Raw genomic sequence first — 24,809 nt, 5'->3', positions numbered from 1 at the left:
ACTTTTTAATGTATTTCCTGGAGCGAGGTTTCCAATGGTCCAAGACGCTGATTACTTACGAAGAGGCGCTTAAAGAATTCAATCTTCAACAACGTCAGGCTGGACAAACGGAGCTTCATGCGCCAGAAAGCGTGAGCGACTCCGTATCCAAGCGGATCCACGACAATTGCTCCCTATACTCTTACAATGAAAAATGCATTGATCTACGCACACCAAACGATGAAAAAAGAGGAGCGATAACGATATTTCTAGGCTTTGCATATGGATTTGTCACTTACATGTTTCTCTCCATGGGAGCTATTTCTGCAGAAAAAATAATTTATGGACACAACCACAGTGGAGCCCAGCTGGGTATCTCTGACTACTTGATTCTCACCTTATTCCCTCTATTCTGGCCAGTAATACTCTATATACTCCTTAAATATACATTTCGCTTTCTTCTAATGGAATCCTTCACCGCCCGCCGCATCATCGTCCGTTTCAACCGCATCACCCGCAAGGTCTACCTCCTCCGCCCCAAACACCTGGGCGGTATCCGTATCATGGATTGGGACAAGACCGAGATCCTTATCGACAAGAACATGAGCGAGCTGGAAGGCACCGGCGGCTTCGTCATCCTGGTCTGGGACAGGGGTGATGGCGTGGATCTGGAGGGCACGCCCACCGACAACATCGAAGTCACCTTCGTCGGCAAACCCACCCGCAACGCCAGCGAGTTGCTGGCCTTCTGGGAATACATCCGCCGCTACATGGAAGAAGGCCCGGCCGCCGCCCCTGCACCGGAAAAACTCATCTGCAAGTTCCCCTGGCCCTGGCTCTCGCTCAAGGCCGCCTGGGGCCTGGACACCAGTTTCATACGAACCCGGGAACTGCGGATATTCGTCCTGCTCAACCTGCTGCTGTGGCCCGTCATATTGATCCACGCCACTGGCCACTGGTTGTCGTTGTTGTTGTGCTACGAGCCACGGTTTCCGAAGGTGATTGAGAAAGCGGGATGCTGACCAGCAACTCTGCAACATACGCTACTTCATAAAAATCATGCAAAACGCAATAAAGGGCACTTCTTAATGTATTTCCTGGAGCGAGGTTTCCAATGGTCCAAGACGCTGATTACTTACGAAGAGGCGCTTAAAGAATTCAATCTTCAACAACGTCAGGCTGGACAAACGGAGCTTCATGCGCCAGAAAGCGTGAGCGACTCCGTATCCAAGCGGATGCACGACAATTGCTCCCTATACTCTTACAATGAAAAATGCATTGATCTACGCACACCAAACGACGAAAAAAGAGGTGTTATTACATTTTTTGCAACCTGCATATATGGAATGATTATTTATGCAATCATAATAAATACAACCATGTCCATCGACTATGCGGTAGCTGGGCATAGTTATCACAATGAGATCCCTTTAACCGACACGGACTACTTTTTTGCCGTTCTTTTCCCAGTGCTCTGGATAGCGGTGTTGGCGGTTTTTTTGAAATACACTTTTCATTTCACTCGCTTGGAATCCTTCACCGCCCGCCGCATCATCGTCCGCTTCAACCGCATCACCCGCAAGGTCTACCTCCTCCGCCCCAAACACCTGGGCGGTATCCGCATCATGGACTGGGACAAGACCGAGATCCTTATCGACAAGAACATGAGCGAGCTGGAAGGCACCGGCGGCTTCGTCATCCTGGTCTGGGACAAGGGAGATGGCGTGGATCTGGAGGGCACGCCCACCGACAACATCGAAGTCACCTTCGTCGGCAAACCCACCCGCAACGCCAGCGAGTTGCTGGCCTTCTGGGAGTACATCCGCCGCTACATGGAGGAAGGCCCGGCCGCCGCCCCTGCACCGGAAAAACTCATCTGCAAGTTCCCCTGGCCTTGGCTCTCGCTCAAGGCCGCCTGGGGCCTGGACAGCAGTTTCATACGAACCCGGGAACTGCGGATATTCGTCCTGCTCAACCTGCTGCTGTGGCCCGTCATCCTGATTCACGCCACCGGGCACTGGCTGTCACTTCTGCTGTGCTACGAGCCGCGCTTTCCCAGGTCCATTGAAGACGCCGGGCGCTGAGCCACCACCCGGCGCCCGCCAAGGCGTAACCTCCAGCCTCTGCTACCGTGGTAAGACCCGGGCCACTTCTCTCGGCCCGTTCTTCCGACCAGCATGAAGCACGGGTGACCCACCATGGCGCGCACCACCCCCATCGAGCTGTACCGCAACATCGGCATCGTCGCCCACGTCGACGCGGGCAAGACCACCACCACCGAACGCATCCTGTTCTACACCGGGGTCAACCACAAAATGGGCGAGGTGCACGACGGTGCCGCGACCATGGACTGGATGGCCCAGGAGCAGGAACGCGGCATCACCATCACCTCGGCGGCGACCACGGCGTTCTGGCAGGGCTCGACCAAGCAATTTCCCGACAAGTACCGCTTCAACATCATCGACACCCCCGGCCACGTCGATTTCACCATCGAGGTGGAACGCTCGCTGCGGGTGCTCGATGGCGCGGTGGTGGTGTTCAGCGGCGCCGACGGGGTCGAGCCGCAGTCCGAAACGGTCTGGCGCCAGGCCAACAAATACCATGTGCCGCGCCTGGCCTACGTGAACAAGATGGACCGCCAGGGTGCCGATTTCCTGCGGGTGGTGAAGCAGATCGACCAGCGCCTGGGCCACCACCCGGTGCCGATCCAGCTGGCCATCGGCGCCGAGGAAAACTTCGCCGGGCAGATCGACCTGGTGAAGATGAAGGCCATCTACTGGAACGACGACGACCAGGGCACCAGCTACCGCGAAGAAGACATTCCCGCCGAGCTGCTGGAACTGGCCAACGAATGGCGCGCGCACATGATCGAGGCCGCCGCCGAGGCCAATGACGAGTTCATGACCCTGTACCTGGACGGCACCGAGCTGAGCAACGAACAGATCAAGGCCGGCCTGCGCCAGCGCACCCTGGCCAACGAGATCGTTCCGGCGATCCTCGGTTCGTCGTTCAAGAACAAAGGCGTGCCGCTGATGCTCGATGCGGTGATCGACTACCTGCCGGCGCCTTCGGAAATCCCGGCGATCAACGGCACCGACCCGGACCACGACGACAAACACCTGGAACGCCACGCCGACGACAACGAGCCGTTCTCGGCCCTGGCCTTCAAGATCGCCACCGATCCCTTCGTCGGCACCCTCACCTTCGCCCGGGTCTACTCCGGTGTGCTCAGCTCGGGCGACGCGGTGCTCAACTCGGTCAAGGGCAAGAAGGAACGGGTCGGGCGCATGGTGCAGATGCACGCCAACCAGCGCGCCGAGATCAAGGCGGTGTGTGCCGGCGACATTGCCGCGCTGATCGGCATGAAGGACGTCACCACCGGCGACACCCTGTGCGATATCAACAAGCCGATCATCCTCGAACGCATGGACTTCCCCGACCCGGTGATCTCGGTGGCAGTGGAGCCCAAAACCAAGGCCGACCAGGAAAAAATGGGCATCGCCCTCGGCAAGCTGGCCCAGGAAGACCCGTCGTTCCGGGTCAAGACCGACGAAGAAACCGGGCAGACCATCATCTCCGGCATGGGCGAGCTGCACCTGGACATCATTGTCGACCGCATGCGCCGCGAGTTCGGCGTCGAGGCCAATATCGGCAAGCCGCAGGTGGCCTACCGCGAGAAGATCCGCAACACCTGCGAGATCGAAGGCAAGTTTGTCCGCCAGTCCGGCGGGCGCGGCCAGTACGGCCACTGCTGGATCCGCTTCGCCCCGGGTGACGAAGGCAAGGAAGGCCTGGAATTCATCAACGAAGTGGTCGGCGGCGTGGTGCCGCGCGAGTACATCCCGGCCATCCAGAAAGGCATCGAGGAACAGATGCAGAACGGCGTCGTCGCCGGTTATCCGCTGATCAGCCTGAAGGCCGCGGTGTTCGACGGCTCGTATCACGACGTCGACTCCAACGAAATGGCGTTCAAGATCGCCGCGTCCATGGCCACCAAGCAACTGGCGCAGAAAGGCGGCGCGGTGTTGCTGGAGCCGGTGATGAAGGTCGAAGTGGTGACGCCCGAGGAGTTCATGGGCGATGTGATGGGCGACCTGAGCCGCCGTCGCGGCCTGATCCAGGGCAGCGAAGACACCCCGGCGGGCAAGGTGGTGCGGGCCGAAGTGCCGCTGGGCGAGATGTTCGGCTACTCCACCGACATGCGCTCCATGACCCAGGGCCGGGCCAGCTACTCGATGGAGTTCAACCGCTATGCCGAAGCGCCGGCGAGCATTGCCGATGTGATCATCAAGAAACAGGGATGAACGGTTGGGGGCCGCTCTGCGGCCCCCGGTTTGTCAGTGCTCTACACTCGCCCGCTTCAACAGTTGCTTGCAGCGCTCCGAAAGATGCACCACCCGCAAGTGCTTCCCGGCCTTGGCATAACGCTCGCGCAGGGTCTTAAGCGCCGCGATCGCCGAATAATCGACAAAGCTCAGGTGCTGGCAATCCAGGGTCACCTGCGCCGGATCATTGGTCGGGTCGAACTGGTTGAGGAACGGCGTGCTCGACGCAAAGAACAACGTCCCGTGCACCCGGTACAGCTTGCTGCCATCGGCTTGCACATGGCTGTCGGCATACAGCTCCCGCGCCTGCTGCCAGGCGAAGTTGATCGCGGCGATGACGATGCCGAACAACACCGCCGTGGCCAGGTCGGTGAACACCGTGACCACCGTCACCGCGATGATCGCCAGCACATCGCTCAGCGGTACCTTGTGCAGCACCCGCAGCGAGGCCCAGGCGAAGGTCTGCTGGGCCACCACGAACATCACTCCCACCAGCGCTGCCAGCGGGATGCGCTCGATCAGCGGTGACAGGAACAGCACGAACAGCAGGATCATCACGCCGGCCACCACGCCGGAAAGCCGGCCACGGCCGCCGGAACTGAGGTTGATCACCGTCTGGCCGATCATCGCGCAACCGCCCATGCCGCCGCACAGCCCCGAAGCGATGTTGGCCGCGCCCAGGGCCACGCACTCACGGTCCGGATGGCCGCGGCTCTCGGTGATTTCATCGGTGAGGTTGAGCGTCAGCAGGGTTTCCAGCAAGCCGACCAGGGCCATCAGCACCGCATAGGGGGCAATGATGCGCAGGGTTTCCAGGGTCCAGGGCACCTGTGGCAGCGCCAGCGACGGCAGACCGCCAGCGATATGGGCCATGTCGCCGAGGGTGCGGGTCGGCAGGTCGAGCAGGTAGACCAGTGTACCGACGCCGAGGATCGCCACCAGCGCCGGCGGCACGGCGCGGGTCAGGCGCGGCAGGACGTACACCACCAGCATGGTCAGCGCCACCAGCCCCAGCATCAGCCACAGCGGCGGGCCCGACAGCCAGGCGTCGCCGCTCTTGAAGTGCTCCAGTTGGGCCATGGCGATGACGATGGCCAAGCCGTTGACGAAGCCGAGCATCACCGGATACGGCACCAGCCGCACCAGCTTGCCCAGGCGCAGCAGGCCGAAGGCGATCATCAACAGCCCGCCCAGCAGCACCGTCGCCAGCAGGTACTGCACGCCCTGCTGCACCACCAGCGCGACGATCACCACCGCCATCGAGCCGGCGGCGCCCGAGACCATGCCAGGCCGTCCGCCGAACAGTGCGGTCAGGGTGCAAATGATGAAGGCGCCGTACAGGCCCATCAGCGGATTGAGGTGAGCGACCAGGGCGAAGGCGATGCATTCGGGCACCAGGGCGAACGAAGTGGTCAGGCCAGCCAGGACATCGCTGCGCACGCGCAGGGCCCGGCTCTTGGGGTGTGCTTGGGACATCGGGGATTCCGTGGGGGTGAGGCGGGAAAAAACGTTAGCAAGCTTACCGGATTGCTGCGGGTACGACGATGACGTTGTGAGAGCTGCCGGGCGCATGCCTTTGGGGCTTCAGCGCCCTTGAGATCGAGCGCCGCCCGCGCGGCGCATCGCTGGCAACGCCAGCTCCCACATTTGTTGCAACGTACCTATGTCTGTCAGGCCATGGTTGATCGCCTTGTTTGTACGACGCGATATCGAGTCAAGCCCAACAGCCTCCCCGCAGTGGATCGCCAGGCACCAAAGGCTGGCAACTCAAAACCCACAGGCCATGGCGCGTTGCAACAAATGTGGGAGCTGGCGTTGCCAGCGATGCGCCGCGCGGGCGGCGCTCGATCTGGAGGACGCTGAAGAGCCATCGACAAGCACATGGCAGCCATACCCAAGGTTCCCGGCAAGCGCTTTGCAGGCAACTGTGCCAACGGCAATGACGCCATCGCCGGCAACGCCGGCTCCCACAGTTGAGCAATGCGGCTGCCCTCAATCCCATACAGCCGATACGGCTATTGACCATTACAACCCCGCCACCCCATGCTCCCGCGCTCCACCCATCTCTCAAGGAACGACTGCATGAAGCTGGAAACCCTGGCCATCCACGCGGGCTTCAGCCCGGACCCGACGACCAAGGCCGTCGCGGTGCCCATCTACCAGACCACTTCGTTCGCCTTCGACGACACCCAGCACGGCGCCGACCTGTTCGACCTGAAAGTGGCCGGCAATATCTATTCGCGGATCATGAACCCCACCAACGACGTGCTGGAACAGCGCATGGCCGCTCTCGAAGGCGGGGTCGGCGCGCTGGCGGTCGCCTCGGGCATGGCGGCGATCACCTACGCCATCCAGACCGTGGCCGAGGTCGGCGACAATATCGTCTCGGTGGCCAAGCTCTACGGCGGTACCTACAACCTGCTGGCCCACACCCTGCCACGGATCGGCATCCAGACCCGCTTCGCGCCCCACGACGACATCGCTGCCCTCGAAGCACTGATCGACGAGCGCACCAAGGCGGTGTTCTGCGAGTCCATCGGCAATCCGGCCGGCAATATCGTCGACCTGCAAGCCCTGGCCGATGCCGCACACCGCCACGGCGTACCGCTGATCGTCGACAACACCGTGGCCACGCCCATCCTGTGCCGACCGTTCGAACACGGCGCCGATATCGTCGTGCACTCGCTGACCAAGTACATCGGCGGCCACGGCACCAGCATCGGCGGCATCGTCATCGACTCCGGCAAGTTCCCCTGGGCCGAACACAAGCAGCGGTTCGCCCTGCTCAACACCCCGGACGCCTCCTACCACGGGGTGACCTACACCGAAGCCTTCGGACCGGCCGCGTTCATCGGTCGCTGCCGCGTGGTGCCACTGCGCAACACCGGCGCCGCGCTGTCACCGTTCAACGCCTTCCTGATCCTGCAAGGCCTGGAAACCCTGGCCCTGCGCATGGAGCGCCACACCGAGAACGCGCTGAAAGTCGCCCACTACCTGCAGCAACACGAACAAGTGGCCTGGGTGAAGTACGCCGGCCTGCCGGACCATCCGGAACATGAACTGGCGCGCCGCTACACCCAGGGCAAACCGGCGGCGATCCTGTCGTTTGGCATCAAGGGCGGCCAGGAAGCCGGCGCCCGCTTCATCGACGCGCTGAAGCTGGTGGTGCGCCTGGTCAATATCGGCGACGCCAAGTCCCTGGCCTGCCACCCCGCGTCCACCACCCACCGCCAGTTGAACGACGAAGAACTGGAAAAGGCCGGCGTGCCCCGCGACATGGTGCGGCTGTCCATCGGTATCGAGCACAGCGACGACATCATCGCCGACCTGCAACAGGCCCTGGACGCCAGCCGCCTGTAAGTCATTTCCTCCAGGCTGCGCCCCACCCAATATCGACGGCGGGCGCGTGCTTGAGCGGCCCGCCCGGATTACTCAGCACACTGACCTTTCTCCCGACCAGAGCCCCGTATTCATTGGCTTTCGCCGTGTCCGCCATCACCTGCGAAAAAATCAGTGATAGCAGATTGGCATTGTCACGAAGCTCGACAATACTGCCTCCCGCATGGAATTCCTTGCCAACACAACATAAGGATATTTTGCGATGAGCCAGACCCAGCCACTGGATGTCGCCATCATCGGCGGCGGCGTATCGGGAACCTACAGCGCGTGGCGCCTGCAAGAGGCGCAAGGCGATCATCAGCGAATCCAGTTGTTCGAATACGGCGACCGCATCGGTGGCCGCCTGTTCAGCGTCACCCTTCCCGGTCTGCCCAATGTCGTCGCCGAAGTCGGCGGCATGCGCTGGATGCCCGCCACCGATGACGACACCGGCGGCCACGTGATGGTCGACAAGCTGGTGGACTTCCTGGGGCTGCCGAAAAAAGACTTCCCCATGGGCAACGAGCAGCCCGAGGACCATCCCGTCGGCGCCAAGAACAACCTGTTCTACCTGCGCGGCGAACGCTTCCGCTTCCGTGACTTCACCGAAGCGCCGGAAAAGATCCCCTACAACCTGGCCTGGTCCGAGCGTGGTTTCGGCCCCGAGGACCTGCAGGTCAAGGTGATGAACAGCATCTACCCCGGCTTCGACCAGCTCAGCCTGGCCGAGCAGATGCAGGTCAAGGTGTTTGGCAAGGAAATCTGGCGTTACGGCTTCTGGGACCTGCTCTACCGCGTGCTGAGCAACGAAGGCTACCAGTTCATGAAGGACGCCGGCGGCTACGAGGCCAACGTCGCCAACGCCAGCGCCGTCACCCAGTTGCCCGCTACCGAATACAGCGACGACACCAAATTCCTCACCCTCAAGACCGGCTTCCAGACCCTGCCGCTGACCCTGGCCCAGCGCTTCGCCGAAGTGCCCGGCGGCCTGGTGCCCGCCGAGCAGCGGGTGCAGATGAACCGTCGCCTGGTGTCGCTGCAGTACAGCGATGACACCGAATACCCGTACCGCCTGCACTTCCAGCCGACCCGCACCGTCGATGGCACCACCACCGACCTCGAGGCCCCGGAAGAAATCGTCCATGCCCGCCAGGTGATCCTGGCCATGCCGCGCCGCTCGCTGGAACTGATCGAGTCGCCGCTGTTCCAGGACCCGTGGCTGAAAGAGAACCTTGGCTCGGTGCTGGTGCAATCGGCGTTCAAGCTGTTCCTCGCCTACGAGCAGCCCTGGTGGCGCAGCCTCGGCCTGGTGGCCGGGCGCTCGGTCACCGACCTGCCGATCCGCCAGTGCTACTACATGGGCACCGAGTGCGAACAGGAAGGCGGTGAGAAAACCCTCAACTCGTTGCTGATGGCCTCGTACAACGACATCGGCACCGTCCCCTTCTGGAAAGGCCTCGAAGGCGGCCTGCCGTTCGAAGGCTACCAACCCAAGAGCCTGCAGGGCCGCGTAGATGCCAACGAGATCGTGCCGCGGACCCAGAACCAGGTCAGCGATGAAATGGTGCGCATCGCCCAGCGCCAGGTTACCTCGCTGCACGACCAGGTCGAGCTGCCGGCGCCTTACTCGGCGGTCTACCACGCCTGGGACACCGATCCGTACGGCGGCGGCTGGCACGAGTGGAAGGCCAACTTCCGCCTCGACCTGATCATCCAGGGCATGCGCCATCCGGTGCAGGACCAGTCGATATACATCGTCGGCGAAGCCTATTCCTACGGCCAGGGCTGGGTCGAGGGCGCGCTGACCACCGCCGAATCCACCCTGCAGGACTTCTTCGGCCTGCCACGTCCGAGCTGGCTGCCGGCGGCCTATCAACTGCTGCCCGAGCCGGGCCCGACCGACATCGCCGATCCCGCGCCGCCGCCGTGCAAGGACTGCGCGAAGACCCTGGAAGAGGTTACCGAGTTCGCCTACACGGGGATCAAGCCATGAGCGCCGCCACGTCTTTCACCGTCGCCGACTACCTGCTGACCCGCCTCAAGGAACTGGGCCTGGCCAAGGTCTTCCAGGTACCGGGTGACTATGTGTCCGAGTTCATGTCGGCCCTCGATGCCTTCGATGGCATCGACGCCGTGGGCGAGGTCTACGAAATGGGCGCCGCCTACGCCGCCGATGGTTATGCACGGGTCAGCGGCCTTGGCGCCGTATCGCTGCAATACGGCGTGGGCACCTTCAGCGCGGTCAACGCCATTGCCGGCTCGTTCGTCGAACGCAACCCGGTGGTGGTGATTTCCGCCAGCCCATCCACCAAGAACCGCAAACAGGCCCAAAGCCAAAACGTGCTGTTCCACCACTCCACCGGCGATTTCGAGGCCGACCGCAACGTGCTGGAGCAGGTCACCGTGGCCTGCGAGATCCTTTCCGACGCCCGTCAGGCACCTTGGCAGATCGACAGCGCGCTGATCGCCGCCATCACCCACCGCCAGCCGATCTACCTGGAAGCCTGGCAGGACGTCTGGGGCATGGAATGCGCTCAGCCCCACGGCCAGCTGGCGCCGGAACCGCGTCCGTCCAACCGCGACGCGCTGCAGGCGCTGGTGGACAACACCGTGAAGCGTCTCGGCGAGGCGAAAAAGCCGCTGGTGCTGCTGGGCCTCGAGGTGATGCGCTACGACCTGCAAGGCCAGGTGCAATGGCTGATCGACGGCCTCGGCCTGCCGTTCAGCAGCACCCTGGACGCCAAGACCGTGCTCGACGAAAGCCAGCACGCCTTCATCGGCACCTTCGCCGGCCCTGCCTCGCGGCTGGAAACCTCAGCGGCGGTCAACGACTGCGACTGCATCCTGGCCATCGGCGTGATCTTCACCGACGACTACCTGGACCTGCTCAACAGTCGTTTCGACCAGATCATCCAGGTCAACTGCGACCTGGCCCGCACCGGCCCCGACTACTACCCCAACGTGCGCCTGCCGGACTACGTCGATGCGCTGCTCAAGGCACTCGACCTGGACGGCCGCTTCCCGCGCCACGATGTGCCGCTGGCCGCGCCGCAAGCCTTGCTCGGCGCGGGCGCCGAGGCCACAGCGCTGACCTACGCCAGCTTCTTCGACACCCTGGTGGAGTTCGCCCAGGAACATCGCCTGTGGGAAAGCAGCACGCTGATCCTCGGCGAAAGTTCGTCGCTGTACGTGGCCAGCAACCTCCAGGGCATGCCCCGCGACAGCTTCCTCTCCGACGCCATCTGGGGCTCGCTTGGTCATGAGACCGGCTGCGCCCTCGGTGTGGCCCTCGGCAGCGGCCGGCGCCCGGTGGTAGTGGCCGGCGACGGCGGCTTCATGATGGTCAGCCAGTCGCTGGCAGCGCTGGCACGCAACAAGGTCAACGCCCTGGTGTTCGTCATGAGCAACCAGGTCTACGCCATCGAGCAGGCCTTCGTCGACGGCGATGCGTTCAAGCCGGAAGGCCAGTTCGCACCGTTCGACACCCTGCCGACCCTGAACTACCCGGCGCTGGCCGAAGGTTATGGCGCGGCGGGTTACCGCGTCGAGACCGTCGACCAGTTGCAGGCGTTGCTGCCGCAACTGCTGGCACTGCAGGACCGCCCGGCGTTGATCGAAGTGAAGATTCCCGAGAAGGATCTCGCCGCCCAGATCGCCCGCCTGGCCGGTATTCCACAATAAGAAAGGAGCTCGTTTCATGGAGCGAAACACCAGCGTGCGCACGGCAATCGCCTGCGCACTGCTGGCTGCGTTGCCGTTGCATGCCCAGGGTCACGGCATGATGCACGGCGGCGACAGCCAGTCGGCGACACCCGAAGAAGCGTTCTTCCCCAAACTCCCCCTCGACAGCGACCTGCAAACAGCGTTGCTGCAATGTGTCAGCGCGGCGGACACCGACAAGGACCACCTGCTGTCCGGCCTCGGCGGCGCCCGCTACGACCTGGTCGCGGCGAAGAACGCCGAGCAGGTGCAGGCCTTCTACAGCCAGGGCATGGCCCTGCAGTACGGCTTCAACTTCGGCGAGGCGATCCGCGCCTTCCACCAGGCGTATCAACTCGATGACGGCTCGGCGATGCCGCTGTGGGGCGTGGCGCTGTCGGCCAGTTCCAACATCAACACCGACGCCACCCAGGGCTGTGACCAGCTGGCCAACCTGGCCGCGCAAAAGGCCCGGGTCAACGCCGAGACGCGCCTGAAAAACGGCGTGGCCGGGTTCACCCGTGAACAGTTGCAACGGGAAGTGGACTACGCCAAGGCATTCCTGTCGGTCTACGACGAGAAAACGGTCGACGGCAAACCGATGATCGGCCTGTCGCTGGAAGGCAAGAAGCGCTACGCAGCCGAGATGAAGAAGCTCGCCGCCACCTACGCCGACGACCTCGACGCCGCCGCCCTGTACGCCGACGCCCTGCTCAATATCGCCCCGTGGAAATGGTGGGAAGGCATCGAGGCCACGTCCGACAAGGTCCAGCCGACCAACGAAGCCTTCGAGGCGCTGCAGGTGCTCAACCGCATCCTGGTGGCCGACGAGCATCACTCCGGCGCCAACCACTTCTACATCCATGCCATCGAGGAGTCACCGTTCCCCGACAGCGGCCTGCCCATGGCCGAGCGCTTCCGTACCCTCAACCCGGCGGTCGGCCACCTGATCCACATGGCCTCGCACATCTACCAGCGCACCGGCAACAATGCGCTGTCCAGCGCCACCAACTACGCGGCGGTGTCGGTGGACCGGGCCTACGCCAACCAGGTACAGCCACAGAGCCCGTACCTGCTGCACTACCTGGGGCACAACATCCACTTCCTGACCTGGACCCTGTCCATCGAAGGGCGCAAGAACGAAGCCATGAACATGGCCAGCGAACTGGTGGACAACACCACCCTGAACGCCTCGGTCGAGTTTCTCTGCAAGCAGTACCCGCAGGAGTTGAAGACCAAGTCCGACTACTTCTACGCGGTGCCCTACCAGTACGCCGTGCGCTTCCAGGACTGGGACGCGCTGGCGTCGATCAAGCCGCGGATCACTGCGGGCCTGGCAAAGATCAACGAGACGTGCGCCAAGGCCGACCCGAACTGGAAGGCCCTGACCATGCCGTACACGCGGGTCATGGAAAGCTATGCCGACGCCTACCAGAAGCTCGGTGCCAACCTCGACAGCGGCAAGGCCGTCGAAGCCCTGGACGGCTTCTGGAGCAAGGTGGGCAGCGTGCTGCAGGAGGACGGCAATGCCCAGTTGAAGTACGGCAACAACGACGCCGTGCAGTTGCTGCGCATCGCCAACCTGATCCTGTTCACCAAGGCCCAGGACAGCACCGGCGGCAAGCTGGCGCTCAAGGACGTGCAGGACACCAGCGCCAGAAGCGTCGGCGCACCCGCCAAGGCGCTGGCCGATGACCTGGCCGCGCTCAAGGACGACAGCAAGGCACAGACCCTCGCGGCCTGGCGCAAGGCGGTCGAAGTGCAGGACGGGCTCTGGTACAACGAACCGCCAGACTGGTACTACACCGTACGCGAGTCCCTCGGCTACGCACTGTTGAAACAGGGCCTGCCGGCGGAGGCGGAAAAAATCTTCACCGAAGACCTCAGCGAAAACCGCCTGAGCGGACGTTCGCTGAACGGGTTGAAACTGGCGCTGCAGGCGCAGAAAGGCAAGACGGTGAGCGCAGACCTGGAGGAGAAGCTGAGGAATGCGTGGCGCAATGCCACGATCAGCGCGGCGCCCTGAGGCACCCTCGCTGCGGTTCGGCGCACCGGGCCGCAGCGATTCGAAACCCATAAGCTGTACATCCATACAGATAAAACTTGCCTCCTTCACGCTTCCTGAGCATCCTAGGGCCTTCTTTCCCTCAGGACTCTGCACCGGCTCATGCGTCTGTTCCTCTGCGAAAAGCCCTCCCAGGCCAAGGATATCGCCAAGGTCCTCGGCGCCAGCCGCCGCGGCGATGGCTGCTGGGTCGGCACCGGCGTGACCGTGACCTGGTGCATCGGCCACCTGCTGGAAACCGCCCCGCCCGACGCCTACGACGCCCGCTACAAGCGCTGGGTGCTGGCCGACCTGCCGATCGTACCGAGCCAGTGGAAGATGCAGGTCAAACCCAAGACCGCCAGTCAGTACAAGGCGGTGAAGCGCCTGCTGGGCGAGGCGGCCGAACTGGTGATCGCCACCGACGCCGACCGCGAAGGCGAGATGATCGCCCGCGAGCTGGTCGAGCACTGTCGCTACCGTGGCCCGATCCGGCGCCTGTGGCTGTCGGCCCTGGACGACGCCTCGATCCGCAAGGCCCTGTCCAGCCTCAAGCCCGGCGCCGAAACCTTCAGCCTGTACCACTCGGCCCTCGGCCGATCCCGCGCCGACTGGCTGATCGGCATGAACATGAGCCGCCTGTTCACCCGGCTCGGCCGCCAGTCCGGCTATCAGGGCGTGCTGCCGGTGGGCCGGGTGCAAACCCCGACCCTGCGCCTGGTGGTCGACCGCGACCGCAGCATCGCCGACTTCGTGCCGGTGCCGTATTGGGCCATCGACGTGCAACTGGACAGCGCCGGCACCCGTTTCAGCGCGCAATGGCGTGCACCGGAAGACGCCTGCGACGACCAGGGCCGCTGCCTGAAACAGGAGCTGGCACAGCAGGCCGCCGCGGCGATCAATGGCGCCGGCTCGGCACAGGTGATGGCGATCAAGACCGAGCGGGTACGCGAAGCCGCGCCCCTGCCCTTCGACCTCGGCACCCTGCAGGAAGTCTGCTCGAAGAAACTCGGCCTCGGCGCCCAGGAAACCCTCGACATCGCCCAGGCCCTGTACGAAACCCACAAGGTCATCACCTACCCGCGCAGCGACTGCGGCTACCTGCCCCTGAGCCAGCACAGCGAAGCCCCGGCGATCCTCGCGGCCCTCGGTCGTGCCGACCCGACCCTGGCGCCGCTGCAGCCCTACCTGGAGCCGCAACGTCGCTCGCGGGCATGGAACGACGCCAAGGTCAGCGCCCACCACGGCATCATCCCTACTGCGGCGGCTGTCGATCCCAATCGCCTGGGGGGCAAGCACAAGGCCGTCTACACCCTGATCCGTGCCCGTTACCTGGCGCAGTTCCTGCCGAATCATGAATACGACCGCACCCAGGCCGACTTCGACTGCGCAGGCCAGGCGCTGCGTGCGGTAGGCAAGCAGATTGTCGAGCCGGGCTGGCGCCGTGCGCTGCCCGAGGCCCTGACCCCGCCCAAGGGTCGCGAGGCGCCGGCGCCGCAGGTGTTGCCGGCCCTGGGCAAGGGGCAATGGTGCGAGGTGCGCGAAATCAACCTGAAAGACCTCTGGACCCAGCCGCCCAAGCCCTTCACCGAAGGCGACCTGATCAAGGCGATGAAGAACGTCGCCAAGTTGGTGGATGACCCGCGCCTCAAGCAGAAACTCAAGGACACCACCGGCATCGGCACCGAGGCTACCCGCGCCGGCATCATCCAGGGCCTGCTGGACCGGGGCTACCTGGTCAAGAACGGCAAGGCACTGAACGCCACACCGGCGGCCTTCAGCCTGATCGACGCCGTGCCCTGCGCCATCGCCGACCCCGGCACCACGGCAATCTGGGAACAGGCGCTGGACATGGTGCAGAGCGGCGAAATGACCCTGGAAACCTTCGTCGCCAAACAGTCGGCCTGGATGAGCAAGCAGGTCGAGCGCTGTGCCGGCCTGAGCCTGACCATCTCGGGCCCGGCTATGCCGGCGGGCCGTGGCGGCTCGCCCTGGAAGAAGAAACGCAAGAGCAGCAGTGGCACCGCGCCCAAACGACCACGCAAACCCCGGGCGAACAAAGCCTGAATGATCCCACCGACAACTCAAGGAAGATGTGCATGAAACTGGGTTACACCATTGCCTACGTGGCAGACGTCCCCGCCTCCCTGGCCTTTTTCGAAAGCGCTTTTGGCCTGCCCCGGCGTTTCCTGCATGAAGGCGGCGACTACGGCGAGCTGGAAACCGGCCCCACCACCCTGGCCTTCGCCTCACTGGAACTGGGCCAGGCGAACTTCGAAGGCGGCGTAGTGGCCGCCAGCGATAGCCGGCAGCCATTGGGGATGGAGATTGCCCTGCTGACCGACGACGTCCCGACGGCCCATGCCCGAGCCCTGGCCTGCGGTGCGATCGAGCTGAACGCACCACAGATCAAACCCTGGGGCCAGACCGTGTCCTGGGTACGCTGCCCGGCAGGGATCCTGGTGGAGCTCTGCACTCCCGTGGGATGACGGCGACGCATCAGCGGCCGCTCGCTGATCCAGGACCAGAGCGGCAACGTGAAAGTGGTACAGGCGGGAGATCGCTTCGTGATTCCGGCCGGTTTCACCGGCACCTGGGAAGTGCTGGAGCCGTGCAGCAAGGTCTACGTGACCTTCCAGGCCTGACTCACGCCCGGGTGATCAGCCCCTGGCGTGCGATGCGGGTCAGGTGGCCGATCATCTCGGCGGCATCCTCGGCGCTCGGCGACTGCACCACGGCAAGGTCGAAGCGATCGTTGCCGTAATCGGCCAGGGCCGCGACGTCATCGACGAACTGGATCAGCAAGGCGGTAGCGCGGCCCTTGCGACGAGGCCAGCCATCGAGGAAGCGAACGAGGGTGGGTTGGTGCGGACCGCTGAGCAGAACGCGTGGCGTACGCGCCGACTCGCCGGAAGGAAGGGGGGTCAGACAGACACTGGAACGTGGGCAACTCATGGAGTCAGAATCTCCGCCTCGCAGATCCCGCTGGGCTGCGGTGGGAGGCATCACCGAACCAGCGTTTTAGCGGTATTCGGATTACCTCGAAGGGCTCTCCCGCGCCCCGCAAGTAGCTGTTTAAATCGGCGCAGGTGCGAATCCTAGAGAAGCCGCTCCCAGGCTGTCAACACGACCAATGGCAAAACACTTACATCGCCGGGTTGCTGTGCCATCCTGTGGGAGCGAGCTTGTCGGGGCGCCGAACCGTCGCGAAGGACCGCAAAGCGGTCCCCCCCAAAAACCTCACCCCCTGGAAATCGCCCCATCCACCGACGCCCGCCCTGCCCCTTCGAACAGCACCGCCACCGCGCCACCCAGCAGCGCCAGGGCGAACTCGTAGCCGTTGTTCTGCATGAACAGCCCGTTGTGGATGTGCACCGAGAAGATCGCCACCAGCAGCAGACCGATCAGCGCCACCGCCGCCGGCCGCGCCAGCAGGCCGATCACCAGGGCCAGGCCGCCGAAGAATTCGGCACCGCCGGACAGCGCCGCCATCAGGGTGCCGGGGGTCAGGCCGAGGCTTTCCATGAACTGCGCGGTGCCCGCCAGACCACCGCCACCGAACCAGCCGAACAGCTTCTGCGAGCCGTGGGCCATGAAGATGATGCCAACGATGATGCGCAGGACAGTGATGCCCCAGCCAGCGCGGGTGGTCATTACGGAGTGGATGGCGTTCATGCGGTGTGTTCCTTACAAGGTGTGATGTGTTGTTGGCGCCATAATAATCATATTACCCAATATGAAAATCGCAATTAACCCATCATTAGAATCGAATAATTTGATTATTTGCGATTCGTCACCTTGCGCGTCCGGGAGGACTCCAGCGTCTCCCGCTCCCGGTCAAAGGCCAGGAAGTACTTGTTCACGCTATTAACATAGCTGACCGGCCCCATTCCTACCTGTTCGAGGGCCACCCGCTCCACCTGGAAGAACCACTGGTTGTGATTGAGGCCGCGGCGGCGAGCCTCGGCGCGCATCGCCTGGACCCGCTCGGGGCCGAGGTTGTAGGCCGCCAGCACGAAGGCCATGCGCTCGCGCTCGTTGAGCTGGTTGCTGGCGAAGAACTTGCGGCGGATCAGCGCCAGGTAGCGGGCACTGGCCTGGACATTGCCGTCGACGCTGTTGATATCGCTGACCCCCACCCGCTGCGCAGCGCCAGGGGTCATCTGCATCAGTCCGTGGGCGCCGCCGGCACCGCGGGCCGCCGGGTTGAGCGAGGATTCCTTGAAGGCCAGCGCGGCCAGGTTGAGCCAGTCGAGGTTCTGCGCCTCGGCGTGCTTCTGCAGCACCGGGCGCAGGTGATCGAGGCGCTGGCGGTTGGCCTTGGCCAGCGGATAGTGGACCTTGTACAGGCGCCGGTAGATGCGCTCGAAGGCGGCGTCCTGGTCGGCGGGAATGCGGTACTCCTGAAGAAAGCGATCGACACTGGCGTGCAACATCACCGCGTCGCGGCGCATGTACCAGTGCATGTCCTCGGGTGCGGTCAGGGTCACCCGGCGCATGATCTGCAGCTTGGGCATGACCTTGCTCCAGCGCTCGACGATCGGCTGCTCGGCCACGGTCAGCGGCAGGATGCCGGCCTGGACCATTTCCAGCACGTCTTCCACTGCCAGGCTCGGGTCGATGAACTCGATCCTGACCGGCGCGTGCTTGCGCAGCGCCAGCTTCTGGTTGATCTCGTGCAGGGTGTCGGCGGCAGCACTGCCGGCGGGCAACGCCACGCTGCGACCGGACAGCTGCTCGACCCGGGCGTAGGTGCGCTCACCCTTGCGCCCCACCAGCACCAGCGGCACGTGGCTCAGCACCGGGTCGCTGGCGCTGACGCCGCGGGTCGATACCGGGTCGAGCAATTCGCCCGGCGCCACCAGGTCGCCCTCGCCCCGCTGCAGGGCGCTGATCAACTGGTCCTTGGCCTTGGGAATCAGCTTCAGACGCAGTTCCTGACCGTCGCGAGCACGGGCGTTGAGGTAGTGTTCGAAAGCGCGCAGGCGGTGGTACTCGACGCCGTAGGACTGACCCTTGACCTCGCCGGAACTGTTGCGGCTCTGGTTGATCAGCACCCGCAGCTCGCGGCTGGAACGGATCTGCGCGAGGTCCCGGACCTTGTCGTTGCTGACCACCTGCTGCGGCCCCGGCAGGCGCGCGCTGGCCGACCCTGGCAGAAGCAGGCCGGCACACAGCAGAATCGTCAGCAAAACTCGCGTCATCCAGGCTCCGGGCACAGGCCGCGATAGAGGGTCGGGGGTCATACTCTGCGGCACGTCCATGACAATTGACCGCAAATGACCGCGACAACTCATTGAAGTTCTTGTGTTTATTGATATTTTTTGGCGCAACCGGCGCCCATCTGCCGCAAATTCCGAGGTAGCACCATGCAACTCATCGACATCGGCGTCAATCTGACCAACTCCAGTTTCGCCGGGATGCACCAGGCCATCCTCGACCGCGCCGAGGCCGCCGGGGTGCGCCAGATGCTGCTGACCGGCACCAGCCTTGCGGGCAGCGAAGAGGCCCTGGCGCTGTGCCAGCAACTGGACGAAAGCGGCCAGCGGCTGTTCTCCACCGCCGGCGTACACCCTCACGACGCCAGCCAGTGGACGGCCGACAGTCCGCGCCATCTGCGCCAGTTGCTGGAGCAGCCACGGGTGCAGGCGGTGGGCGAATGCGGCCTGGACTTCAACCGTGATTTCTCGCCGCGCCCGCAACAGGAAAAGGCCCTGGAAGACCAGTTGGCCCTGGCGGTGGAACTGCAGATGCCGGTGTTTCTCCACGAGCGCGAGGCCAGCGAGCGCCTGCTGCACATCCTCAAGGACTACCGCGACCACCTGACGGCCGCCGTGGTGCACTGCTTCACCGGTGAACGCGACGCGCTGTTCGGCTACCTCGATCTCGACCTGCACATCGGCATCACCGGCTGGATCTGCGACGAGCGCCGTGGCACCCACCTGCATCCGCTGGTGGGCAGCATCCCCGAAGGCCGCCTGATGCTGGAAAGCGACGCGCCCTATCTGCTGCCGCGCAGCCTGCGGCCAAAACCGAAAAGCGGTCGCAATGAACCGGCATTCCTCCCGGAAGTGCTGCGCGAAGTCGCCCTGCATCGAGGCGAATCAATGGAGCAGGTGGCGGCACATACAACCCTGTGTGCCCGGCGCTTCTTCAACCTGCCCGAGTTGGCTTGACACATATCAAGATTTATTGCTGATTACTCGACCAGAATGCTGGCACCTTGCCAATAACTTTTGCGCTTAAACGCTTAACTCAGAGAAGACCTACCATGGGTGCCTGGCTTAGCAATATCTCCCTGAAGTACAAGTTCTGGGCTGTCAACGCGGTCGCCTTCGTCACCACGTTGTTCCTGGTGCTCTATGCGGTGTTCCTGGAGCAGCAGGCCCGGGTCGATGAGTCCCGCACCCGTGCGGTGGCCGAAGCCCGTCTGCTGGCCGCCTGGCCGGCGGGACAGGGTTTGCCGCAAAGCCCTCATGTGGTCACCTTCACACCCGGACAGGTCCCCAGCTACCAGGGTCAGCCCGTGGAAGCGCTGGCCAACGCCAGCGGCTGGGTCGACCTGCAACCCTACGCGGTGTTCGGCGACGACCCGCTGGCCGGTGCCCAGGTCATCAGCCGCGACGGCCAGCGCGTCGCTGTGCTGGCGCCGTCGCCGAGCTTCGTCCAGGTCTACGGTGATCGCTTCGGCAACTACGCCGTGTGCGTGCTGATCCTGATGCTGGCGATGCTCTGCGCCTCGCAGTTGCTGATCCGCTTCCTGCTGGCGCAGCTCAACACCCTCAAGGACGTGATGCTGCACGTCGAGAAGACCGGCGACCTGGCGGCGCGAGTGCCACTGGCCTGCGGCGATGAAGTGGGCCAGATGGCCAGCGCCTTCAACGCCATGCAGACCACCTACCACCGGGTGGTCAACACCGTCGCCCTCACCGCCGCGCAACTGGACTCCGGCGCCGCACGCCTGGCCGCCAGCATGAGCGACGTGCGCCACGGCATGCTGGGCCAGCAGAGCGAGACCGACCAGGCGGCCACGGCGATCAACGAAATGTCCGCCACCGTCTACCACATCGCCCAGCACGCCGGCGCTACCCGCGATCTGTCGCAGACCGCCGACACCCTGGCCGGCAGCGGCAAGGACGTGGTCAGCCGGGTGCAGACCTCCATCGCCGGGCTGTCCAGCGGCGTGCAGCAGACCGCCGAAATGATTCGCCAACTGGCCGATGACAGCCAGAAGATCAACGGTGTGGTCAACGTGATCCACAGCATCGCCGAACAGACCAACCTGCTGGCCCTCAACGCCGCCATCGAAGCCGCCCGTGCCGGCGACCTCGGCCGGGGCTTTGCCGTGGTGGCGGACGAAGTGCGCAACCTGGCCAAGCGGGTGCAGACCTCCACGGACGAAATCACCGAGATGGTCTCGGCACTGCAGGCGGGCACCCGCGATGCGGTGGAGTTCATGACCGAGAGCTCGTTCAAGGCCGACGACTGCGTCAAGCAAGCCCAGGAAGCCGGTGAAGCCCTGGCGGAAATCACCGCGGCGGTGGCGCAGATGCGCGAGAGCAACACCCAGATCGCCGTGGCGGCCGAACAGCAGAGCCACGTGGCCGAGGAAATGAACCGGGCGGTGGTGAGCATCCGCGATGTGACCGAGGACACGGTGCAGCAGACCGTCTCGTCGGCCACCACCAGCAGTGAGCTGGCAACGCTGGCCGGAGAGCTGAACAGAGCGATCGGACAGCTCAAGCTCTGAGGTTCAAGGCTCTGTCCTGCAACGGGTTTGCCGCAGCGTCGGCAAGCCCGCCCTCCCCGCCAGACCGGCGTTCATTCCCGAGCGAAGGCAACCGCCCTGGCCACCTGCTCATCGCTCGGCCTCACGCCGGTGTACAGCACGAACTGCTCCAGCGCCTGCAAGGCGATCACATCCAGACCGGTGATCAGCGCCTTGCCTTGCGCTTCGGCGGCAACGATCAGCGGCGTACGTGCCGGCATCGCCACGACATCGAACACCGTTTGCGCCGCCTCGATCGCCGCCGGGTCAAACGACAGGTCGTGGGCCTGTGCCCCGCCCGCCATGCCGATCGGTGTCACGTTCACCAGCAGTGCCGGCTGCAAACTGCCCGGTTCGGCCTGCCATCCATAACCGCAGCGATCTGCCAGGCTGCGCCCCGCCGCTTCATTGCGCGCGATGATAACGCCCCGTGTGAAACCGGCATCACGAAACGCACACGCCACCGCCTTGGCCATGCCGCCGCTGCCGCGCAGGGCGAACGGCTGCGCCGGATCGAGGCGATGCCGCTCGATGAGTTGGCGCACGGCCAGGTAATCGGTGTTGTAGGCCTTGAGGTGTCCGTCGGTATTGACGATGGTGTTGAGTGAATCGATGGCGGCCACCGACGGGTCCAGCTCGTCGACCAGGGCGATACAGGCCTCCTTGTATGGCATCGACACGCCGCAGCCGCGGATGCCCAGGGCGCGGATGCCAGCGACCGCTGCCGGCAAATCGGCAGTGGTCATGGCCTTGTAGTAGTAATCCAGCCCTAGTTGTTCATAGAGGTGGTTGTGGAAGCGCACGCCGAAGGTACCGGGACGACCGGCCAGGGAAATGCAGAGCTGGGTGTCTTTGCTGGGAGTCATGAAAACCGATTCCTGAAAACCGCGGAGCGCACAGTATGCACAACCCTGCGGCCTACCGTTGATCGGCCCTTACACAACCTTTACTCAGCATCCTCGCAAATTTTTCCGCCCTTGCGGTCATAGTGGTATCCCCGGCCTGTATTAGCGGTCGGAGTTACGCCCTGCGAGGAGTCAACATGAATCGTCATATCCCCGGTATCGCCCTGCTGATCGGTGCCATGGCCCTGTCCGGACAAGCTTCCGCCCACGGTGGCGGCTGGGGCGGACCCGGCCCCGTGATCGGCGCGGCCGTGGTCGGCGCCGTGGTGGGCGCGGCGGTTTCCGGTGGCCGCGACCGTACCGTCGTGGTCGAACAGGCCCCGGCCTACTATCCGCCTGCGCCCGTTTACTACCAGCCACCACCGCCACCGGTCTATTACCAGCCGTACCCGGTCGTGGAGCGCTATGTGCCCGTGCCGCCGCCTCACTACCGTGCCCGGTACTACGGCCCGCCACCCGTCTACTACGGCCCGCCGCGCTGGTAGTGGGTTTTATCAATGAACACTATTGAGAACACTGATTTTCCGTCGGCCGGGAGGATGCGTAAGGTACACACCATGACCCACACGGAGCACTCACCATGGCCAGTATCAGCATCATGTCCGTTGTCGGCAGCGCGGTTCCGCAGGCGCTGAGGGATCTGGGGCTGTTGGTCTGCTGGTACCTGGTGCGCGATGGTGAGCAGATCGGCGGGCCGATCATGTCGCTCCCCGATGCCGAGGCGCTGGCTCGGCGTATCGCCGATGAGGCGTTCCAGGCCTGAGGTCAACTGTCTTTCCCTTGTGCGTTGCTCCGCACACCTCCCCTTGCCCCGCCCCTCAGGCGGGGCTTTTTATTGGGTGTTTACGGGTGTCGGTGCCGGGTTTGCGTGAATATCCGTTATTTTCGGCGACATTGCCGACCCGTTCCGCCCTTACGGCGGCTTACTTTTGTCTTGTCAAAAGTAAGCAAAACCGCTGGCTCCCACATACGGCCCTACGCTTCGCTCCGGGTTCCCTCGCTCCGGTGTCCTCCAGGGGCCGCGCGGCCTACGACTTGCTTCGCCAAGTCTACGACTCGCGCTCTTCGGCTACGCCGAAGGGGGCTGCGCCCCAGCCCCTTCCGAACACCTCCACTCGGCCTCCTGAAGTCGCAGGTTACGGGCGGCGCTCTCACGGACGGATCTTCGAGATTCAGATCTGATTTTGATAGGCAACCCAAAGAGCCAGAGCTGTTGCTTTGGCTTTTGCTCTGGCTTTTGCTCTTCATGCGCGTCAGTTCAGACGCCGCCAATTGCGACTTCAGCCGGCCGAGTGGAGGTGCCTGTAGGGGCCGGGTGCGTAAGTACCCTTCGGCGATAGCCGAAGACGTGAGATGAAGATTTGCGAAGCAAATCGTAGGCCGCGCTGGCCCCGAAAGGTGCCGGAAGGAGGGGACCCGAAGCGAAGCGTAGGGCCGGATGTTGGGAGCGGGCGGTTTTGCTTACTTTTGACAAGACAAAAGTAAGCCGCCGTAAGGGCGGAACGGGCCGGCAACGTCGCCGAAAATACCGGATATTCACGCAAAACGGATACCCCCACGCCCCAACCCCTCGCGACCTGCAAGAAGAACCTCTTTACTCCTCGGCAGTTTCCCGCAACACCTCGTCCACCACCTGCTGCAACGCCTGGTCAACCCGCGCCCCGCCCTGGCGCGCCAGGGTGAAGCGGGTCAGCTGACGATCAGCGCCCGAGCCAAACAACAACACCGAAGCCGCCTGTTCAAACGCCCAGCCGGCATCATCACTGACAGGCTGCACAGTCTCGGCCAGTTCATCCAGCCACTGCCGAGCGCTCATCTGCCCACCCTCCGCCCGTAGATAACGCCCATGGCGCCCCTGCCGCATCGCCCGCCAATAGTTCTCTTGCTCGACACGCAGCACATGGGCCGCTGGGGCCGGCGCGGGGCCGGGCTGGCGCACCGCCCAATCGACCATCTGCCGGAACAGCCCGGCGATACACAGGCCATCCTCCAGCCGGGAACAGGCATCGGCGATGCGCAGCTCGACAGTGGGAAACCGCCGCGAGGGCCGCAACGCCCACCAGCCATCACTGTCCGGGCGCAGGGCGCCGCTGGCCAGCAACCACTCCAGATGGCGCTCGTAGTCGGCCCAGTCTGCCAGCGGTTCCGGCAGGCCCATTCGCGGCCACTCCCCGCACAGCACCCGCCGGTAGCTGCAGTAACCGCTGTCCTCGCCCTCCCAGAACGGCGACGAGGCGCTCAGCAGCAACAACAGCGGCAGCCAGCCGCGCACCCGGTTGATCACCGCGATGCGGTCCACCCCTTCCGGCACCCCGACGTGCACATGCAACCCGCAGACCAGGCTGCGCCGGGCGACGTGACGATAGTCCTCGAACAGTTGCCGGTAATGCAGGGTCTGCGTGGGCAATTGACGGGACCAACCGCCAAAGGGGTGACTGCCGGCGTTGAACAGCCCCACACCTTCACTGGCCAGGCGCGCCGCCAGCCCGCCGCGACGACTGGCCAGGAAGTCGCGGGCCTGGGCAATGCCCTCGAACACAGGCGAAACCAGCTCGATCTGGCAGCGAAACATTTCATCGGCGAAGTGATCCCCCAGTACCTCGCGGCACAGGTCCAGCACGCGCTTCGAAGGCTGGCGCAGCGGCACTCCGCTTTCCAGATCGATCAGCAGATACTCTTCCTCGATGCCGAAACCACCCGCGCCGACCACG

At 64.0% G+C, this 24,809-nt stretch carries 19 protein-coding genes and 1 pseudogene; 14 read left to right on the top strand and 6 right to left on the bottom strand.

Annotated elements, in window-relative coordinates; all coding sequences use genetic code 11:
- Window positions 1–8: 8 nt before the first annotated feature.
- From AC05QJ_RS12685 to fusA, 3 genes are all read left to right on the top strand, one after another.
- The gene (locus AC05QJ_RS12685) at window positions 9–1,001 is read left to right on the top strand and encodes a DUF6708 domain-containing protein (RefSeq protein ID WP_476747187.1); all 993 of its coding nucleotides are present in this window, start codon (window positions 9–11) and stop codon (window positions 999–1,001) included.
- Between the two features lie 66 nt (window positions 1,002–1,067).
- Window positions 1,068–2,063 (top strand): DUF6708 domain-containing protein, encoded by a 996-nt coding sequence (locus tag AC05QJ_RS12680; protein WP_476747186.1) that lies wholly within the window; start codon window positions 1,068–1,070, stop codon window positions 2,061–2,063.
- A 114-nt stretch (window positions 2,064–2,177) separates the two neighbouring features.
- Window positions 2,178–4,283, top strand: a complete 2,106-nt coding sequence (gene fusA, locus AC05QJ_RS12675; RefSeq protein ID WP_476747185.1) for an elongation factor G — start codon at window positions 2,178–2,180, stop codon at window positions 4,281–4,283.
- Window positions 4,284–4,316: 33 nt separating this feature from the next.
- Here fusA and AC05QJ_RS12670 read toward each other — a convergent pair whose 3' ends face one another.
- Window positions 4,317–5,780, bottom strand: a complete 1,464-nt coding sequence (locus AC05QJ_RS12670; RefSeq protein ID WP_476747184.1) for a SulP family inorganic anion transporter — start codon at window positions 5,778–5,780, stop codon at window positions 4,317–4,319.
- A gap of 606 nt (window positions 5,781–6,386) precedes the next feature.
- On the opposite strand from AC05QJ_RS12670, the gene AC05QJ_RS12665 reads away from it, so the two are divergent.
- The 7 genes and pseudogenes from AC05QJ_RS12665 to AC05QJ_RS12635 form a co-directional block, all read left to right on the top strand.
- Window positions 6,387–7,664 carry a bifunctional O-acetylhomoserine aminocarboxypropyltransferase/cysteine synthase gene (locus AC05QJ_RS12665; RefSeq protein WP_476747183.1) on the top strand — a complete coding sequence of 426 codons (1,278 nt, stop codon included), beginning with the start codon at window positions 6,387–6,389 and terminating at the stop codon, window positions 7,662–7,664.
- 241 nt (window positions 7,665–7,905) lie between these two features.
- Window positions 7,906–9,675, top strand: a complete 1,770-nt coding sequence (locus AC05QJ_RS12660) for a flavin monoamine oxidase family protein (RefSeq protein WP_476747182.1) — start codon at window positions 7,906–7,908, stop codon at window positions 9,673–9,675.
- Complete coding sequence (locus tag AC05QJ_RS12655) at window positions 9,672–11,363, top strand: thiamine pyrophosphate-binding protein (protein ID WP_476747181.1); 1,692 nt, start codon at window positions 9,672–9,674, stop codon at window positions 11,361–11,363. The genes AC05QJ_RS12660 and AC05QJ_RS12655 overlap by 4 nt, the downstream gene beginning before the upstream one ends.
- Window positions 11,364–11,379: 16 nt before the next feature.
- Window positions 11,380–13,407, top strand: a complete 2,028-nt coding sequence (locus tag AC05QJ_RS12650) for a hypothetical protein (protein ID WP_476747180.1) — start codon at window positions 11,380–11,382, stop codon at window positions 13,405–13,407.
- Window positions 13,408–13,548: 141 nt separating this feature from the next.
- Window positions 13,549–15,492, top strand: a complete 1,944-nt coding sequence (locus AC05QJ_RS12645) for a DNA topoisomerase III (RefSeq protein WP_476747179.1) — start codon at window positions 13,549–13,551, stop codon at window positions 15,490–15,492.
- 32 nt (window positions 15,493–15,524) lie between these two features.
- Complete coding sequence (locus tag AC05QJ_RS12640) at window positions 15,525–15,914, top strand: VOC family protein (protein WP_476747178.1); 390 nt, start codon at window positions 15,525–15,527, stop codon at window positions 15,912–15,914.
- Between the two features lie 21 nt (window positions 15,915–15,935).
- A pseudogene (locus AC05QJ_RS12635) lies at window positions 15,936–16,070 on the top strand (cupin domain-containing protein); the annotation flags it as partial.
- 1 nt (window position 16,071) lies between these two features.
- On the opposite strand, the gene AC05QJ_RS12630 reads toward AC05QJ_RS12635, so the two are convergent.
- The 3 genes from AC05QJ_RS12630 to AC05QJ_RS12620 all read right to left on the bottom strand — a co-directional run bounded on the left by AC05QJ_RS12630 (window position 16,072) and on the right by AC05QJ_RS12620 (window position 18,629).
- Window positions 16,072–16,380, bottom strand: a complete 309-nt coding sequence (locus AC05QJ_RS12630; protein WP_476747177.1) for a hypothetical protein — start codon at window positions 16,378–16,380, stop codon at window positions 16,072–16,074.
- A 285-nt stretch (window positions 16,381–16,665) separates the two neighbouring features.
- Window positions 16,666–17,100 carry a DoxX family protein gene (locus tag AC05QJ_RS12625; protein ID WP_476747176.1) on the bottom strand — a complete coding sequence of 145 codons (435 nt, stop codon included), beginning with the start codon at window positions 17,098–17,100 and terminating at the stop codon, window positions 16,666–16,668.
- A gap of 104 nt (window positions 17,101–17,204) precedes the next feature.
- A complete protein-coding gene (locus tag AC05QJ_RS12620; protein WP_476747175.1) occupies window positions 17,205–18,629 on the bottom strand; it encodes an MltF family protein in 1,425 nt (474 codons plus the stop codon).
- 165 nt (window positions 18,630–18,794) lie between these two features.
- Between AC05QJ_RS12620 and AC05QJ_RS12615 the strand changes: the two genes are divergently transcribed.
- Together AC05QJ_RS12615 and AC05QJ_RS12610 are read left to right on the top strand one after the other, a co-directional pair.
- Complete coding sequence (locus tag AC05QJ_RS12615; RefSeq protein ID WP_476747174.1) at window positions 18,795–19,601, top strand: TatD family hydrolase; 807 nt, start codon at window positions 18,795–18,797, stop codon at window positions 19,599–19,601.
- Between the two features lie 95 nt (window positions 19,602–19,696).
- On the top strand, window positions 19,697–21,175 hold the full coding sequence (locus AC05QJ_RS12610; RefSeq protein ID WP_476747173.1) for a methyl-accepting chemotaxis protein: 1,479 nt from the start codon (window positions 19,697–19,699) through the stop codon (window positions 21,173–21,175).
- Window positions 21,176–21,246: 71 nt separating this feature from the next.
- Here the strand turns inward: AC05QJ_RS12610 and AC05QJ_RS12605 are convergent, their stop codons facing one another.
- Window positions 21,247–22,059 (bottom strand): shikimate 5-dehydrogenase, encoded by an 813-nt coding sequence (locus AC05QJ_RS12605; protein WP_476747172.1) that lies wholly within the window; start codon window positions 22,057–22,059, stop codon window positions 21,247–21,249.
- Between the two features lie 176 nt (window positions 22,060–22,235).
- Between AC05QJ_RS12605 and AC05QJ_RS12600 the strand changes: the two genes are divergently transcribed.
- Both AC05QJ_RS12600 and AC05QJ_RS12595 read left to right on the top strand, forming a co-directional pair.
- Window positions 22,236–22,583 (top strand): hypothetical protein, encoded by a 348-nt coding sequence (locus AC05QJ_RS12600; RefSeq protein ID WP_476747171.1) that lies wholly within the window; start codon window positions 22,236–22,238, stop codon window positions 22,581–22,583.
- A 95-nt stretch (window positions 22,584–22,678) separates the two neighbouring features.
- Window positions 22,679–22,861 carry a hypothetical protein gene (locus tag AC05QJ_RS12595; RefSeq protein ID WP_476747170.1) on the top strand — a complete coding sequence of 61 codons (183 nt, stop codon included), beginning with the start codon at window positions 22,679–22,681 and terminating at the stop codon, window positions 22,859–22,861.
- A gap of 831 nt (window positions 22,862–23,692) precedes the next feature.
- Here AC05QJ_RS12595 and AC05QJ_RS12590 read toward each other — a convergent pair.
- Window positions 23,693–24,808 (bottom strand): carboxylate-amine ligase, encoded by a 1,116-nt coding sequence (locus AC05QJ_RS12590; RefSeq protein ID WP_476747169.1) that lies wholly within the window; start codon window positions 24,806–24,808, stop codon window positions 23,693–23,695.
- Window position 24,809: the final 1 nt, after the last annotated feature.

It is taken from the genome of Pseudomonas sp. TUM25319 (assembly GCF_056388475.1).
This window is presented reverse-complemented; position numbering and strand designations above follow the sequence as displayed.